The sequence below is a fragment of the Winogradskyella sp. genome (assembly GCF_028282165.1).
Taxonomy (GTDB): domain Bacteria; phylum Bacteroidota; class Bacteroidia; order Flavobacteriales; family Flavobacteriaceae; genus Winogradskyella.
In genome coordinates this window covers 25694-41865 of the sequence record NZ_JANQIM010000040.1, presented here as the reverse complement: position 1 = coordinate 41865, position 16172 = coordinate 25694, and the positions used below count along the sequence as shown (strand labels likewise).

Here is a 16172-nt window from a genome sequence, read left to right as displayed (position 1 = left end):
AAATACGGTCGTCTACAAACCTATCGGCATAGAACTGGTCCAGTACCGTAATCTCGTTGGTAATAGGATCGGGTAATAGAGCAGTTTCAAAGTTTAGGGAACTGCTGTTTCGGGCATAGGGCAGGTATTCCCTTAACTGTCTGCCGAACTCGTCGTACACTACCGGTGTGATGATATCCTGCCGTTGTCCGCCTGCCTGTTTGGCGATGCGCTGTATGGGCCTGCCCAGACCGTCGAAATAGGTAATGGTCTCTATCTTGTCGTCGGGACTAAGGTTGTTCAGTGCCGTTTCGTCCTGTACCTCGACCTGAGGTGTAGTATTCTTAACGTAGTTCTCCGTTGTGGTCTGTGCCAAAACCAAGTTAGACACCAAAAGCATTATAACTGTATATATTGAATTTTTCATTGTTGTGTCTGTTTTTAGTTTTGGGTGCCGTAGTTGTACTCGTTTTGGTTCAGGATATTGCCGTCTTGATCTTTAACCAATTTCAGCCTATTAAAGTCATCGTACTCGTAATAGCTGGTGTAGCCCCTTGGGTCGGTGGTACTGGTTACCCCAACGAGCGAATCGTAGGTGTAGGTGCTTACCATAGCGTATGGAAAGGCTTGCCTAAGATTTTCCAAAGCCGTCCTTAAGGTGGCTTCTGTGGCTTCGTCTATATCATTGTCTGAAGCCAATTTAACGGCATCGATAGCTGACTGTTGTGCTGGGGTCAGATTATCATAACTCGCATTTTCTATCTTGGCGATGGGCTGTGTGTCCTTATAGCCCCAAACATAAATGATGCTTGTACCTTCGGTTTTGCTCACTTCTAAAATTTTACCCTTAGCATTATACTTTTTGAATTCTATGCGGTCTTCAAGGGCATTGCCACCCTTACTTGTTTGAACAAGTTCTGGCGCTAGGATGGTATTCTCTGCAACCCAATCGTAAACGGTCTTTGATGTACTGGTTAGTTCATTAAACTCTGCCAAAGCATCATTATCCCTATCCTTATAGGTCTTTGTCTCTATAAGTGTAATACGATGTTGAACATCCAAATGATCTTCTACAGTCTGTGGATTGGGGTTTTCAGGGTCCATCTCGAGCGATTCAAGATAGGTCGCGCTCAATAGATCCTGAGCATAGGTCATGGTCTGTATTACAGGTTCACCATCACTTGTTACCGTAGTCACTGTAGTAGGCTGGTAGTGGTTATCGTAATTAAACCCATTGGTGGTGGTCGTAATCAGTGTTGGCAGTCCGTTGTCGCCGAACAGGGTCTCCGTAGTTTTGTAGGTGTCCAAGGTACCTCCAGTGAAATGGAAGATCTTGATTTTATCTCTCGGTAATATATCACTATGATGGATATAGGCCTGTGTATAGCGAAAAACAAAAGGCAACCTAAAGTTGGTACGTGTCTTTTCATAGAAAATATCTGGAAGATCGGAGGAATTGTGGGGAAATCCTTCCGTTGGATCTATTTCGGGATCAACAGGGTCATAACTATAAAATTGGGTCTCTGGTGTTAAAATAGGATTGATGACACCATTAGGTGTTTGGAAGGATGAAGGCAAAACATTGATATGGTGATCATTGGCCACGAGATACTCGTTATCGATTTGCTTTACCTTGGTATAGCTGCCATCTCCATGACCCTTATAATCTATAATTCGCCGTGGTAAGCCCCGTAACCATTCGTTATCTGTAGGAGGTGATAACGGGTTGGCAATAAAATCCCCTGTATCCCTAGGGACAAGGAACTGATAACGTCGTTTTCCATAATTATTATCCTTATCCCCATAGTATTCATCGACTAACTGATATCCTATGGTGTTGCCCTGATAGGTATTGTACAGGTGATAAGGTTCAAAAGAGATCTCCTCTGCTCCCGCCCCCAAATTTAAAATGACATTATACGAAAAATCGGAAATCCCTAAAATGGCACCCGAATCATTGTAGTTGTAGGTCTTTTTGGAGATGATGTTATTGTTCTCGTCCAAGTACTCAATTTGTTTTATGCGCTTGCCCGCAGCATATAAAACTGTATCTTCATCTGCTACTTGATCGTCCCAACTCAACGATACGTGAAAGGATTCAAAATCAGGATCTCCTACTGTAGCATCAGGGACCCAATTGCTCGGGGGATGTACCTCTAAACGGTATTTTCCAGCCCCTACAGGTGTCGGTGGGCTGTCGGTCCAAAACATTATTGTTGGTATTCCCGGAACGGGCTCTTCTTCTCCTTCGTCGCCCATTACCCTTCTCAGTAGCACCCTAAATTTACACGTTTCGTATGGACCGCCAAGACCAATACAGGCCTCCATTTGATTCACCGGCTCTGGCTCTTGCATATCATCGTCATACTCTACACCCCAAAATGGTAGAATGTAAGTATTGCCTAGCCTAAATTCTGAAGGTGTGTTTACGGTTATCGCCTCAGTGGCATAAAAACCACCACCATCAATTCCACCCGTGGGATGATAACGATTTTGGGCATAAGCTATCATTGAGGACAAACCTATAGTTTTTTCTGAGCCAGGGTTAATCCTTGGCAAGGATATACCCTGATAGCCTGGTAACCATGCATCATCATACTCGCTTCCTTTAAAACCCCGGTTGTGCTCATAGGTAAAGCGTGTACTGCCTCCTGTTGGGTAGGTAATTTGCTTTAGCATCCCTGCTTGGGAGAGCACGGTATTCACACGTCTATCAAGGCCATAACCGACTAAAAAACTCCCATTATCCGCTCCGTTGTAATAGCCCCAATAGTCTTGCGAATTAGAATGCCTGTTGGGTAACTTTGTAGGGTCATAGGTAAATGTATAGGGAGGTTTTGTTGTTCCGTCCTTACCGACTTCCGTAACGGCATCCAAGACCAACCTGTTGCGTGCCGAGGGGTTCATGGTTATGCCCAGAATCGGAAGAAAGTTATACCTAGGGCCAATATGATCATCGCTTTCCTCGTAGTGATGGCTAAGGTTAAAGGTCTTGTTGAGCACATAATCCGTTACGGTCTCACCATTATCATCATAGGTATGGCTTTGCTCATAGATCTTAATGGCGTCCAGTTCCTTGCCTTCTGACGGCCAAGTGTCTCCACTCGAGACCCCTCCGTCATTGTGGACGATGGTATGTAAATCCGACCTTTGATCATTGGCTTCAAAAACAATCTTGGTGTAATCGCCGTTGGCATCAAAGTTATATTGGATTTCTTCCAATTGGTACTGCTCAATCCTAACCACATCGGTATAGTTTTGCAGCTGGTCCTCGGGATCTAAATCTCCAATGTATTTATCCCCCGTGCGTCGGTACAGATAATTGGTCTCTTTGTTGTAGATAAACCGTGCCCTGTCACCATTGGGACTTATCACTTCGGTTAAATGCCATGTATTAAAATAAGGGTATATTGTCCATTCGGTTGAAAATGAGACGGCGTCTTCGGGATTGATTAAAATATAGGACTGATCCGCCTTGAACGTGTACTTCTTCTGTACCCAATCGACATCCGCCACTACCGGACCGTTGACATCTTCAAAACTATCGATACCGTAATAGTATTTATACCCGTCCTTGTCCGTAACGATAAAACCGGCAATTCCATAGGCATTAGGGCCTGTACGCTCCCTGTGCTCTACGATGATATCATCGTATTTTTGTACCAGGGGCTTGCCATCGGCATAATTAAAGATAAACTTCGTTGACAGCCCACCGCCCTGAAGTGTAAAGAGGTCGGGTATCTTGTCGAAATCATAATCTGAGGGGTCTAAAAAACGGGTCGCGAGGTCGGAAGCGAGATTGGGATTATCCCCGTTGGCAAAAACAAGGGCATGCGTATTGGCCACATTTCCATATCCCGTAAAGCCGTCATCGGCTTTGTGCCGTACCTGTCTTGTAATCTGCCCACCAGCATTCAGCGCCCAGCCTAGGCCTACACGGGAGGCGATCTCATCGACCCTGATCCCTCTAGCATGATAGCTGATCTCTACGGGAAAGCTCTTCTCGCCAACCCTGTACGAGCTAATAGGCACCGATATATTCGGTACACCCGTGTAATGGGAAATAGGGATTTCGGAAAACTTAGCAAAAGATGCCGCCTCTGGTGAGGGCGGAACAATCTCAGGTAGTTCCTGGGCAAGGATGTTGAATGGCAAACATAAAATGAAAGCATAACAAAATTGGATTAATCGGTGTGTCATGGTATAAATTATTAATGTTAAACATATAGTAGATGACAATAAAGTCGTCTGTAGAAATTCTAAAAATTTCCATTGGTCATTAGCACGATTGCCATAATTGGCCTACTAGGGGATAGTTGTAGAGCGGCCTAATAAAGCGCAATCATGTCAAATGACGTATTTTGTATGATCGGAGTGGCTCAAATGTAAGAAAATTCTAAATAAATATTCAAGAAAAGTCAGAATTAATAATTTTATAACACACCAAGCTCATTACATTAAAATGTAATTATTTCATTAACAATAACTTAATGGTTATTAAATACTAAAGCTCAAAACCTTGCTTCAGAAAAACATCATTTTCCCTTAATATAGATAATGTAGGGTTAAAGCTTAAATTAGTTATTACTGAGAATATACTTCTTAGGTGTGGTCCCAAACTTCTTTTTAAAGGCCGCTATAAAATGGCTTGCTGTACTATAACCAACTTTAAGACCTACTTCGTTAACGTTATAATCTCCAGACTCTAAAAGTTTGCGTGCGACTTCCATTTTGTAGTCAAACAAAAATCCATAAACGGTATCACCATAAATTTGCTTAAATCCTTCCTTAAGTTTTTTTAGACTTAGGTCTACCTGTTGGGCCAAATCTTTTAGGCTTGGTGGTTCGGCCATATGGGCTATGATGATATCTTTCGCTTTTTTGAGCTTGGCCACATTTACCTCATCAACTAAAAAAGGGCATTGTTCTATGTCTGCATCCTCATTTCTATTAAAATACAAACTCAATAATTCATATACTTTCCCTTTAAAATACAAGGGCTTTATGGACGCATTAAGGTTAAAACTAATCAATTGATTTAAAACTACTGCCATAGATGGATTAATCTTGCCGTCGGTGTAATATTTTTTGTTTTTGTTCTCTTCGGACAGAAAGGTAACGTAATTGGCGTCTTGTGAAAATAAACCGTGAAATGTCTTTATTGAAATGACTAGGGATACCAACCAAGAATGGGGTTGTAATACTAGGTGAATCGGCAAATCGCGTTGCGGGTTGTAGAGTAACAAAGAGGTTTCCTCTTTAATATTCAAGGTGTAATGGCCTTGGTTAAATACAAAATCTGCCGAACCCTTGGTGCAAAAATGAAATTGTATGTAGGTGCTATCTATGTCACGCTCAAGGATCTGAACGGTATCATTCTCATTTTTATGAGTCAATATAAAAAACCCATCTTCAATAAAAGTTTCATCAAAAGTTCCTCTGGCGACACTTTTTGGAGCAGTATTTTCAGAATTCATTTTCTGTTTATTTAGATTCATTCTAAACTATAGATTAAAAAACCCTTGGTTTTACTGCAAAAATATGACAAAAATCATGTTTTATTAAAATATTACATCAAAAAACCAGAAACGATACTTAAAGTTCTTCTAGCGTTATTTTTTTGTTAACAACAAAATTACATTTGCGTTGTTAATTCCCGAGTCAGGTAAACGAGCGAATGCAACATCATAAAAGCACATATTTTTATGCTATAGGCCTCAGCTATCAAAAAGCCGATGCCGAAGTACGTGGTCATTTTAGTTTGGGAGATGCAGAAAAGCAAAACTTACTGCTTCAGGCCAAAGAAAATGGGATCGATAGCTTAATGGTAATTTCTACATGTAATCGTACGGAGCTTTATGGCTTTGCCGAGCATCCTTATCAGCTTATTCACTTGCTTTGCGAAAACACTAAAGGTACTGTTGAAGAATTTCAGGAGGTGGCTTATATCCATAAGGGTAAAAGTGCCATCCATCATATGTTTCGCGTAGGTTCTGGTTTAGATAGTCAGATTCTTGGTGATTTCGAAATTATCAGCCAGCTGAAATTTGCTGCTCGTAGATCCAAAAAAGTTAACTTGCTCAATTCCTTTACGGAACGTTTGGTGAACTCAGTGATTCAGGCTAGCAAACGCATAAAAAATGAAACCGAATTATCTTCGGGAGCAACTTCTGTATCCTTTGCTTCAGTACAATACATTATGAACAACGTTCAAAATATTTCAGAAAAAAATATTTTGCTTTTTGGTACTGGTAAAATAGGAAGAAACACCTGCGAAAACTTAGTGAAACATACACAGAATTCGCATATTACACTCATTAATAGAACAAAAACCAAAGCCGAGGAAGTCGCTGGAAAGTTTAATCTATTGGTTAAAGATTATGCCGATCTTAAAGCCGAAATCAATAGCTCAGATATTCTTATTGTCGCTACAGGAGCATTAAACCCTACGGTTTATAAATCGCTCATTACTACAGATAAACCGCTTTTGGTTTTAGACCTATCCATCCCTAAAAACGTTAATAAAAATATTACCCAACTTTCTAACGTTACTTTGGTACATTTAGACGATTTGGCAAAAATTACGGATGACACCCTAGAAAAACGTAAAGCGTTTATCCCAGATGCTGAAGCCATTATCGATGAGATTATGTCTGAGTTTAATGCCTGGTTAGATACACTAAAATTTGTACCTACAATTCAGGCTATTAAGCATAAATTAAACGGTTTTAAAACCTCTGAATTAAATACACAGCGCAAAAAGATGGCTGATTTTAATGAAGATCAGGCCGAATTGATTACTAATAACATCATTCAAAAAATCACCAATCAATTCGCACATCACCTTAGAGCGGACAATTCTTCTGACGAAAGCATAGCGCTTATCAAAAAAATATTCCAGTTAGAAACAATAGATAATGCCTAAAATTATTCGCATTGGCACACGCGATAGCCAGTTGGCTATGTGGCAAGCAAAAACCGTTCAGTCTCAATTAGAACATTTAGGCCATAAAACCGTCTTAGTTCCTGTAAAATCAACCGGAGACCTTGTATTAGACAAACCCTTATACGAGCTTGGTATCACAGGTATATTTACAAAAACCCTAGACATTGCCATGCTTAATGAAGAGATTGATATCGCAGTTCATTCGCTTAAGGATGTACCCACTCTACTACCAAAAGGTATAGTGCAAGCCGCGGTTTTAAAACGCGGCAATGTTAACGATACCCTCGTATTTAAAAATAACGAAGAATTTCTGTCTGCCAGGGATGCCATTGTCGCTACTGGTAGTTTAAGACGTCGTGCGCAATGGCTAAACCGTTATCCAACGCACACGGTCGTTGGTTTACGCGGTAACGTAAACTCTAGACTGCAAAAATTGGAAGACCATACAGATTGGAATGCGGCCATCTTTGCTGCTGCTGGCATAGGAAGACTAAATATCAGACCAGAGAATGCCATCAATCTCCATTGGATGATTCCTGCGCCCGCACAAGGCGCCATTATGATAACAGCGTTGGAAACCGATGAAGAAACAAGGGCTATTTGTGCACAGATCAATCATGAAGAAACCGAAATCTGCACGGCAACTGAGCGGAAATTCTTAAATCTACTCGAAGGCGGTTGTACTGCACCGATTGGGGCCTTAGCCCTAATTAAAAATGACGAAGTTCATTTTAAAGGCATTCTGTTAAGTAAAGATGGGACCAAAAAAGTTGAAGTTGCTAAAGTTGTTCCTTTGGGCAAACATAATGATTTAGCAGAATTTTGTGCTCATTATGTCATCAGTAGAGGCGGAAAAACTTTAATCGATCAATTGCAACGTAGCGATAAGACGACTACTATTTATTCTACCAAAAAGTTGACGGACGACCAGCTTTTGTTGTTTCATAATGATGTGGTTCCCGAAAGCAACGATACTATAAAAATTAGCCTGAATCGGCTTTCAAAAAGTATTATTAGAAATGAAATTGAAAATGTCATTATTACGAGCAAAAATGCTGTTGAAGCACTTCTTACTAATTTCTCTGCGCCAGAATTACAATTCAAAAATATTTATTGCGTAGGACGACGCACCAAACGCATGGTAGAAAACCGCATAGGTGCTGTAACACATACCGAAGCCAATGCTAAAAAATTAGCCCTCTATTTGGTTGAACACTTAGATGGCAAAGAAGTGACGTATTTCTGCAGTGACTTGCGCTTGGACGATTTACCAAATATTCTAAACGAAAATAATATTAGGGTTAATGAAGTAGAAGCCTACCAAACCAAATTTGATGCTGACAAGGTTGAAGGTAATTTAGATGGTGTAATGTTCTACAGTCCATCTACTGTGGAGAGTTTTTTAAAGCTGAACAAAGCACATGGTATTGCCTTTTGCATTGGTGAAACTACTGCTAAAGCGGCTAAGTTATATTTTGAAGATGTAAGGGTTGCTAAAGTGCCGACTGTTGAGAGTGTTATTGAATTGGTGAATGCGTATTATGTATAATTGTTATTACGAGGAACGAAAGTGACGCGGTAATCCCTACAGATTGCCACATCAAGCTTTCAGCTTGACTCGCAATGACAGCAAAAAAAGATTCCTGCCTGCGCAGGAATGACAGAACCATGACTAATAGTTTAATCGATAAAATAAAACATAGCTAAAGGCCAATAGCCAACAGCTAATACCTACCATGATAAAAAACGATTTATACTTAAGAGCATTAAAGGGAGAAACGGTAGAGCGTCCGCCTGTGTGGATGATGCGTCAAGCCGGTCGGTATTTGCCAGAATTTATGGAAATAAAGGCCAAATACGATTTTTTTACGCGTTGTCGTACTCCAGAATTGGCCAGTGAAATCACCGTACAGCCGATCCGTCGTTACGGTATGGATGCTGCTATTTTATTTTCAGATATTTTGGTGATTCCACAAGCTATGAATATAGAGGTGGAAATGAAACCTAATTTTGGACCGTATTTGCCAAATCCTGTACGCTCTCAAAAGGACGTGGATAATGTTATTATTCCAGATGTGCATGTAGAATTAGACTATGTGATGCAAGCCATAAAGGCGACAAAGGAATTACTCAACAATGAAATTCCGTTGATTGGTTTTGCAGGTTCTCCTTGGACTATTTTGTGTTATTGTGTACAAGGACAAGGCAGTAAAAACTTTGATAAAGTCAAGGAGTTTTGTTTTACACAACCTGTTGCTGCGCATGGATTACTTCAAAAAATAACGGATACTACTATAGCTTATCTCAAAGCAAAGGTGAATGCTGGTTGTAATGCCGTACAGATTTTTGATTCTTGGGGAGGTATGCTTTCACCTATGGATTATCAAGAGTTTTCATGGCAATACATTAATCAAATCATTGACGCCTTAAAAGATGATGCACCTGTTATCGCCTTTGGAAAAGGCTGTTGGTTTGCCCTTGGCGAGATGGCAAAGTCCAATGCTTCAGCTTTAGGTATCGACTGGACCTGCTCGCCACAAAATGCACGCTATTTAACTGGCGGAAACATGACACTTCAAGGTAATTTTGATCCATCACGACTGTTCTCACCTCCTTCTGAAATTAAAAAGATGGTACACGAGATGATTAATGCTTTTGGAAAAGACAAATACATCGTAAATTTAGGTCATGGCATTTTACCTAACATTCCATTGGATAATGCCAAAGCGTTTATTGATGCGGTAAAAGAGTATAAACCTTAACCGTTATAGTATCTTTTGCGTAACAGATATTGATTTCATACGTCTTGTTTAGTAGCTTAATACTATTAACCAAAAAACTGAAAAATGATACAAAATATATTTAGAGGACTTCAGGTGTACTCTGGTGCTTACGGTTTAATTTCAAAATTGAAATTATGGAAGTACTTTGTCATTCCTGTAATCATAAGCTTTGTTGTATTTGTATTGATATTTGTTTCGGCCTATGGCCTATCGGATAATCTTGGCGAATGGATAGCTCAAATTTGGACATGGGAATTTGGCAAAGTGACCTTTACAGCGATTTCTACATTTATTTCTGGTATTATCATTTTTGCTATTGGGCTTATTATGTACAAACATATTATCATGGCGCTCTCATCGCCATTTATGAGTCCAGTTTCCGAAAAAATTGAAGCTTATTTTACGGGCAAACCTGCTAAAAACTATGTGAAAACTAATTTTTCTAAACAGCTTGTCCGTGGTATTCGAATAGGCCTGAGAAATCTATTAAGAGAACTGCTCTATACTATTCCTATACTCTTATTAAAATTCATCCCAGTTGTTAATATTTTTTCAACAGCCTTATTATTTTTAGTACAAGCCTATTATGCTGGGTTTGCCAATATGGATTATACCTTAGAACGTCATTTTAAATATAAGGAAAGTGTAGCTTTTATTAGACAACACCGCGGTTTGGCTATAGGAAATGGCATCGGATTTTTACTCTTATTATTAGTTCCGGTTATTGGTGTTATTTTGGTGCTTCCCTTAAGTGTGACCTCAGCCTCGGTCATTGCTGTTGACTTATTGTTCGATGATGACGAGGAAATTGGTTTTGAACCTTTCGACAAGATAGATCTTAACTAATGATTGCGACGTTTAACGGTTTTGAAATTAATCCGATTCATGGTGGTGACGCCTGGAAAATCTACAATCTCATGATCTCTAACGAAGACCGTTTTAAGCGTTATTTCCCAAAAACTTTAGAGCAAACCCTAACGCCTACATTGTCGCAACTGTTTGTGGAAAGGAAAGTAAAACAGTTTAATCGCAGAGAAGAATTTTTGTTCACTTTAAAACATTCAAAAACTAGAGACCTAGCTGGTCTCATTTATATTAAATCGTTAGACTGGAATAAAAAGCAAGGCGAATTTGCCTATTGTATTGGTTACACATTTGAAGGGAAAGGTCTAATATCTAGTGCCATTAAGGCTTTATCAGCCCATGCCTTTAATGAATTAGGCCTTGAAACTCTACAGATTATTGTCCATAAAGACAATACAGGGAGTATAAAAGTGGCTACAAACAATGGTTTTAGTTGGCAAAAAACCCTTAACAAGGCATTTACACCACCTGGTGAATCGGCCTTGGATATGGAACTATATGAACTTTATAAATCTTAAATTTTGAAAGATAAATTTTTCAATTATATACACGAACTACAAGACACGATTACTTCAAAATTAGAGGCCATAGATGGTAAGGCGAAATTTCATGAAGATATCTGGGAACGCTCAGAAGGTGGTGGTGGTAGAACGCGTGTTATCGAGAATGGCAACGTTTTTGAAAAAGGAGGTGTCAATATTTCTGGCGTACATGGTAAACTGCCCGAAAGTATGCAAAACTACTTCGGTGTTAAAGATGTGGATTTCTTTGCCTGTGGGCTGAGTTTGGTTTTACACCCCAAAAATCCTATGGTACCAACGGTACATGCCAATTGGCGTTATTTTGAAATGTATGACCAAAAAGGCAATATCGTGAACCAATGGTTTGGTGGTGGACAAGATTTAACCCCTTATTATTTGTTTAATGAAGATGCCGAGCACTTTCATCGCGTTTGTAAAACAACATGTGATCATCACAATCCTGAATTTTATCCAAAATACAAGGCCAGATGTGATGACTATTTTTACAATTCACATCGAAATGAAGCACGAGGTGTAGGCGGTTTATTCTTCGATTATTGCAAAAAGACCGAAGATATGAGCATGCAGAATTGGTACGATTTTGTAACTGAAGTTGGCGATAGTTTTTTAGAAGCTTATGTGCCTATTGTTGAAAAACGGAAAGACATAAGCTATACTAAAGCACAGCGTGATTGGCAGGAAATACGTCGTGGTCGCTATGTTGAGTTTAATTTGGTGCACGACAAAGGCACTTTATTTGGCTTAAAAACCAACGGACGCATAGAAAGCATTTTAATGAGCCTGCCGCCTCATGTACAATGGGTATACGATCATCATCCTGAAAAAGGAAGTGAAGAAGAACGCTTATTAATCGTATTAAAAGATCCTAAGAATTGGGTATAACCGTCACTTCGAGTAATTTTGCAAAGCAAAATTGTATCGAGAAGTCGTTTTACGGTTCTTGATATATCCAAACGTTAACTGTCAGAACATCTGTCTGCCGAACAGGCAGGCTCGATACGACAAATCAAATTATATAGAACATGTTTCCAATTAGAAGAAATAGAAGACTAAGAACCAACGAGGCTATTAGAGGTTTAGTAAGAGAAACTATTATTACACCAAATGACTTTCTAGTCCCACTATTTATCGTTGAAGGTAAAGGGGTAAAAGAAGAAATTGCCTCAATGCCCAATTACTATCGCTATAGTCTAGACTTACTTAAAGAGGAAGTGAAATCGCTTTGGAATTTAGGCTTAAAATCTGTCTTGCTATTCGTGAAGGTAGATGATGCTCTAAAAGACAACAAAGGTACTGAAGCCTTAAACCCAGATGGTTTAATGCAACGCGCCATAAAAACCGTTAAAGCGGTTTGTCCAGACATGTTAGTGATGACAGATGTGGCCTTAGATCCATTTTCGTCTTATGGTCACGATGGTATTGTTGAAGGCGGAAAAATCGTTAATGATGCCACTGTAGAAGTCTTGGCCGAAATGAGTATTTCGCATGCTGAAGCTGGTGTTGATTTTGTTGCGCCAAGCGATATGATGGATGGTCGCATCCTTGGTATTAGGGAAGGCCTAGACCAATCTAACTTTTTAGATGTTGGAATTATGAGCTACTCTGCAAAATATGCCTCAGCTTTTTATGGGCCGTTTAGAGATGCGCTTGATTCTGCACCTGTGGATATGGTTAATGTGCCAAAAGACAAAAAGACTTACCAAATGGACTTTGCCAATAGAGATGAAGCCATTAGGGAAACTGAAATGGACATTACCGAAGGTGCCGATATCGTAATGGTAAAACCAGGATTAAGCTATTTGGACATTGTACGTGATATTAGAAACAGTTTTGAAATCCCTATTGCCGTGTATCAGGTTTCTGGCGAATACGCCATGCTTAAAGCTGCTGCTGAAAAAGGCTGGCTAGATCACGATACCGTAATGCTAGAGCAAATTACCTCTATTAAACGTGCTGGTGCTGATATTATCGCATCATACTTCGCCAAAGACGTGGTAAGAATTATAAATGCTTAATCCCTGTTGAATGTAATCGAAAACTTGTCACCTTGAGCGTCTTGCCTTCCAAAGTATTGTATGGTACGCAGGTAATTGAAACGTCTTGTTTCTTAGCGTTCGGCTTCTTTAATCGTATAGGTCTTTTCTATATACCCTATTTTTCCGTCTTTAGAAATAGCTTCAACAATTACTGAAACTTCCCCAATGTAATCATCGTTATAGAATTCCAAAAGATACTCGCTTTCAGCATTCAATTCAATATTTGGCGACCAATGAATCACGCTTCTATTGTCTGGTATTACCCAATCCTGATTAGAAAGTGTTTCATAATTTGGTGCATAAAACTCAATCGCCTCAGAAAACCCCTGTAGCTTATCTACCTTATAGCCTTTGGGCTTAACCATTCCATAAATACCTTTGCCAGATTTTGTATAAATGTTTATTAAGGCTGTATAGGTAGGACACTGTGTCACTCTTAAAACCTCTGAACAATACTTATTTCCATTTCTTGGTGATTCTAATATATCAATATCCACAACCTCATCTACCGGAATAGTCTCTATCATTCCATAGTCTTTCAAAGCTACTGGTATATTGTCTACTAATACATAAGTAAAGCCATTAGGCCATTCTGCACCTCTCACAACCGGTATTAGCCATGGGTCATGAGGAATTGAAACAGTTTTAATAATAACCTCATTTGGAAATCTGGCTCTGATAACGCTTAAAAGTCCCCAGTTCCATTTTGGTGGATTTTTATTTAAATCGCTTCCTTTCAATATTTTTGTAGGTTCTCCGTGTCTCTTCACAAATGCTTCTCGTGCAAGAGTTAGTTTATAGCCTTTAATGTTGACCTCTCCTAAAGCAATGGTGTTAAATGCAGTCTCATACCTTTCTTTAATTTCATTAACCACCTCCATTTGATCACCAAAATTGGTTTTTATAGAACTTGGTATCGAAAATGGTGTTTGGCTTTGTTTTTGTATTTCTGGGCGCCATTTTTTATCAAGATTGATTTTAAAATCTTGAGGTGTTCCTTTATGATTAACTACTTGCATGAAGAAGTCTATATTGGACTTATAAATATCATCTACTTGGAAACGAAATTTACCACTTTCAGGAATTTCTAGACTATAAACTCTAGGGATCTTATCCTTTATCATCAGATTAAGATCTAAAGTGGTCTTAGGTCGCTTATTTGGATTAAAATATTCGCCAATAGTCCCAGATAATGAAAGATGAATTTCTGGGTTGTATTCAAAAGTCGTTAATGGTTTTTCTTTTTGATAGTTATAATTTCGCCAACCTTGGGTTAACAATAAAGCATCTAAATCGATATATCTACTTCTGTTTGATTCATCAAAGTAATAGTTTGGGTTTTCAATAAACCCTTTAAGTTCTGAATTCAGCAATAAATAGGTCAAAATATTGGGTTTGTAGCCTCTGGAAGTTTCTGTTCGGTTTTTATCTAATACTAAAACCGAAAGGCTCATAGGCTCATTGGTTTGCGCACTGTCTACTTTAAGGGTAATGCGCACCTCTTCGCGCTGAGAATACAATACTTTGTCCGAGACCATGTTCATCTTCAACCTCTGTTCTGGTCTATTATTAAAAACTAAACGCTCACATATTTTTTGGTTTTTGTCGTTCAGTAAACTGATTTTCACTATGCCTTCGGGCAATGAAGTCTTTGGTATTGAAGTTATTATCGTATCTTTTAGTCCAAAACTAAAGTTCTGGTATTCTACGCCTCTAGATGATGTTTTTAGGGTTAAGAACTTGGACGTCTGATTATTCGACACAATAGACAATCGCAACTTGTCTCGCAAGTTAGCCAGCGTTATAACGCTACCATTAGGTCTCACTCTAGGCAGTTGGTACCTATAGCTAATTTGCCCTTTATTAATTTCCGCATAATAAGAGGTGTCTAATCTAGATAAAAGCTTAAACGTTCCCATACCTAAATCATTACTGCTAAATGTAGTTATATCGTCACCCGAATTATCTTTAATTTTTCCTATAACCTTTTGACCCAATCCATTATAGTCAATGGCTTTAAAAGCCACTGTACTAAGAAGTCTATCGACGAGATGACCACCTTCTGGAAAAAATTGGATGTCAAGGTAGTCTTTATCTATAATTATGGTTTCTTTATAAAAAACCTCTTCTTTTTTGTAAATACTCTGCTTAGCAAGTGCATTAAACCTCAATTCTACCCGGATAGCGTCTTTAGGAAGCTGGTAATCTAATTTATAAATGTCATTTTTAGTTTCCTCCAGTATCAAAGAATCGAGACCTTTCACCGTGTCTATATAGAGTTTTAGTTTGCCCTTAAAATCACGATTGACTAACCTTGGATTAATATCTGCCTGTAAAGACTTATATTCTCCTGTGCCAATCACTAGATTGATAATTGGTTTTTCGTTAAGTGTATCTTTTTCTAAATTGACTACATCTATAAACTGGAGAAAAATAAAGTCCTGTTCGAAGTTTCTGTTCCAATTTGTATAGGCCCTAATCTTGTATTCACCAGGCTCGTAGCTTTTTTCAAGGACAAACGAGCCATTGGCCAAACCATCATTTAATTTTAATAATTGATGATCAATAACCTTATCATTAATATCAATCAACTCTACATGGAGAATTTTACTGATGTCAGACCAGCTATGATCATAGGATCTAGATACTATGGCCTTAAACCAAATAGTTTCTCCTGTTTGATATAAGGTATTATCTATTTGTAAATAAATTTTCTCAGCTAAGCTGTTTTTAGAAAGTACTGGTTCAGTTAGCCTATTAATAATTTGGGAATACATAAAGTTTCCCAAACAAAAAAAGAACAAAAAAAGTAGTCGTAAATAATACTTAGATAACAATTTAAAATATTGAATTTTTCACTTATAATTTATCGTTTTTTTATTAGTTAAATGTAAAAGTTCTCATAAAATTACGACAGGCATTTGTATTATGCCTTAGGTTAACCCCATCTATTCTTTTTTTTGATTAGAGTTTTCATTCTAAATTTGTACCATCATCAACACGTGCTGAACTGTCACACTGA

The 16172-nt window shown here is 38.6% G+C and carries 11 protein-coding genes; 7 read left to right on the top strand and 4 right to left on the bottom strand.

Going from position 1 to position 16172, the window contains the following annotated elements; genetic code table 11:
- From Q0972_RS15705 to Q0972_RS15695, 3 genes are all read right to left on the bottom strand, one after another.
- On the bottom strand, nucleotides 1-406 hold a 406-nt coding region (locus tag Q0972_RS15705), incomplete at its 3' end, for a DUF6443 domain-containing protein (RefSeq protein ID WP_299367510.1).
- A 14-nt stretch (nucleotides 407-420) separates the two neighbouring features.
- Complete coding sequence (locus Q0972_RS15700; RefSeq protein WP_299367507.1) at nucleotides 421-4179, bottom strand: hypothetical protein; 3759 nt, start codon at nucleotides 4177-4179, stop codon at nucleotides 421-423.
- A 377-nt stretch (nucleotides 4180-4556) separates the two neighbouring features.
- Nucleotides 4557-5456, bottom strand: coding sequence for a helix-turn-helix transcriptional regulator (locus Q0972_RS15695; RefSeq protein ID WP_299367504.1), 900 nt, complete (start codon nucleotides 5454-5456; stop codon nucleotides 4557-4559).
- Between the two features lie 200 nt (nucleotides 5457-5656).
- Between Q0972_RS15695 and hemA the strand changes: the two genes are divergently transcribed.
- The 7 genes from hemA to hemB all read left to right on the top strand — a co-directional run bounded on the left by hemA (nucleotide 5657) and on the right by hemB (nucleotide 13129).
- Nucleotides 5657-6904 (top strand): glutamyl-tRNA reductase, encoded by a 1248-nt coding sequence (gene hemA, locus Q0972_RS15690; protein ID WP_299367501.1) that lies wholly within the window; start codon nucleotides 5657-5659, stop codon nucleotides 6902-6904.
- Complete coding sequence (gene hemC / locus Q0972_RS15685) at nucleotides 6897-8474, top strand: hydroxymethylbilane synthase (protein WP_299367498.1); 1578 nt, start codon at nucleotides 6897-6899, stop codon at nucleotides 8472-8474. The genes hemA and hemC overlap by 8 nt, the downstream gene beginning before the upstream one ends.
- A 187-nt stretch (nucleotides 8475-8661) precedes the next feature.
- A complete protein-coding gene (gene hemE, locus Q0972_RS15680) occupies nucleotides 8662-9687 on the top strand; it encodes a uroporphyrinogen decarboxylase (protein WP_299367495.1) in 1026 nt (341 codons plus the stop codon).
- Nucleotides 9688-9771: 84 nt separating this feature from the next.
- Complete coding sequence (locus Q0972_RS15675; RefSeq protein WP_299367492.1) at nucleotides 9772-10554, top strand: EI24 domain-containing protein; 783 nt, start codon at nucleotides 9772-9774, stop codon at nucleotides 10552-10554.
- Complete coding sequence (locus tag Q0972_RS15670) at nucleotides 10554-11090, top strand: GNAT family N-acetyltransferase (protein WP_299367489.1); 537 nt, start codon at nucleotides 10554-10556, stop codon at nucleotides 11088-11090. Before Q0972_RS15675 ends, Q0972_RS15670 begins: the two co-directional genes overlap by 1 nt.
- Nucleotides 11091-11093: 3 nt before the next feature.
- Nucleotides 11094-11996, top strand: a complete 903-nt coding sequence (gene hemF, locus Q0972_RS15665; RefSeq protein WP_299367486.1) for an oxygen-dependent coproporphyrinogen oxidase — start codon at nucleotides 11094-11096, stop codon at nucleotides 11994-11996.
- 140 nt (nucleotides 11997-12136) lie between these two features.
- Nucleotides 12137-13129, top strand: a complete 993-nt coding sequence (gene hemB, locus Q0972_RS15660) for a porphobilinogen synthase (RefSeq protein ID WP_299367483.1) — start codon at nucleotides 12137-12139, stop codon at nucleotides 13127-13129.
- Nucleotides 13130-13221: 92 nt separating this feature from the next.
- On the opposite strand, the gene Q0972_RS15655 is transcribed toward hemB, so the two are convergent.
- Nucleotides 13222-15927 carry an MG2 domain-containing protein gene (locus Q0972_RS15655; protein WP_299367480.1) on the bottom strand — a complete coding sequence of 902 codons (2706 nt, stop codon included), beginning with the start codon at nucleotides 15925-15927 and terminating at the stop codon, nucleotides 13222-13224.
- Nucleotides 15928-16172 lie beyond the last annotated feature (245 nt).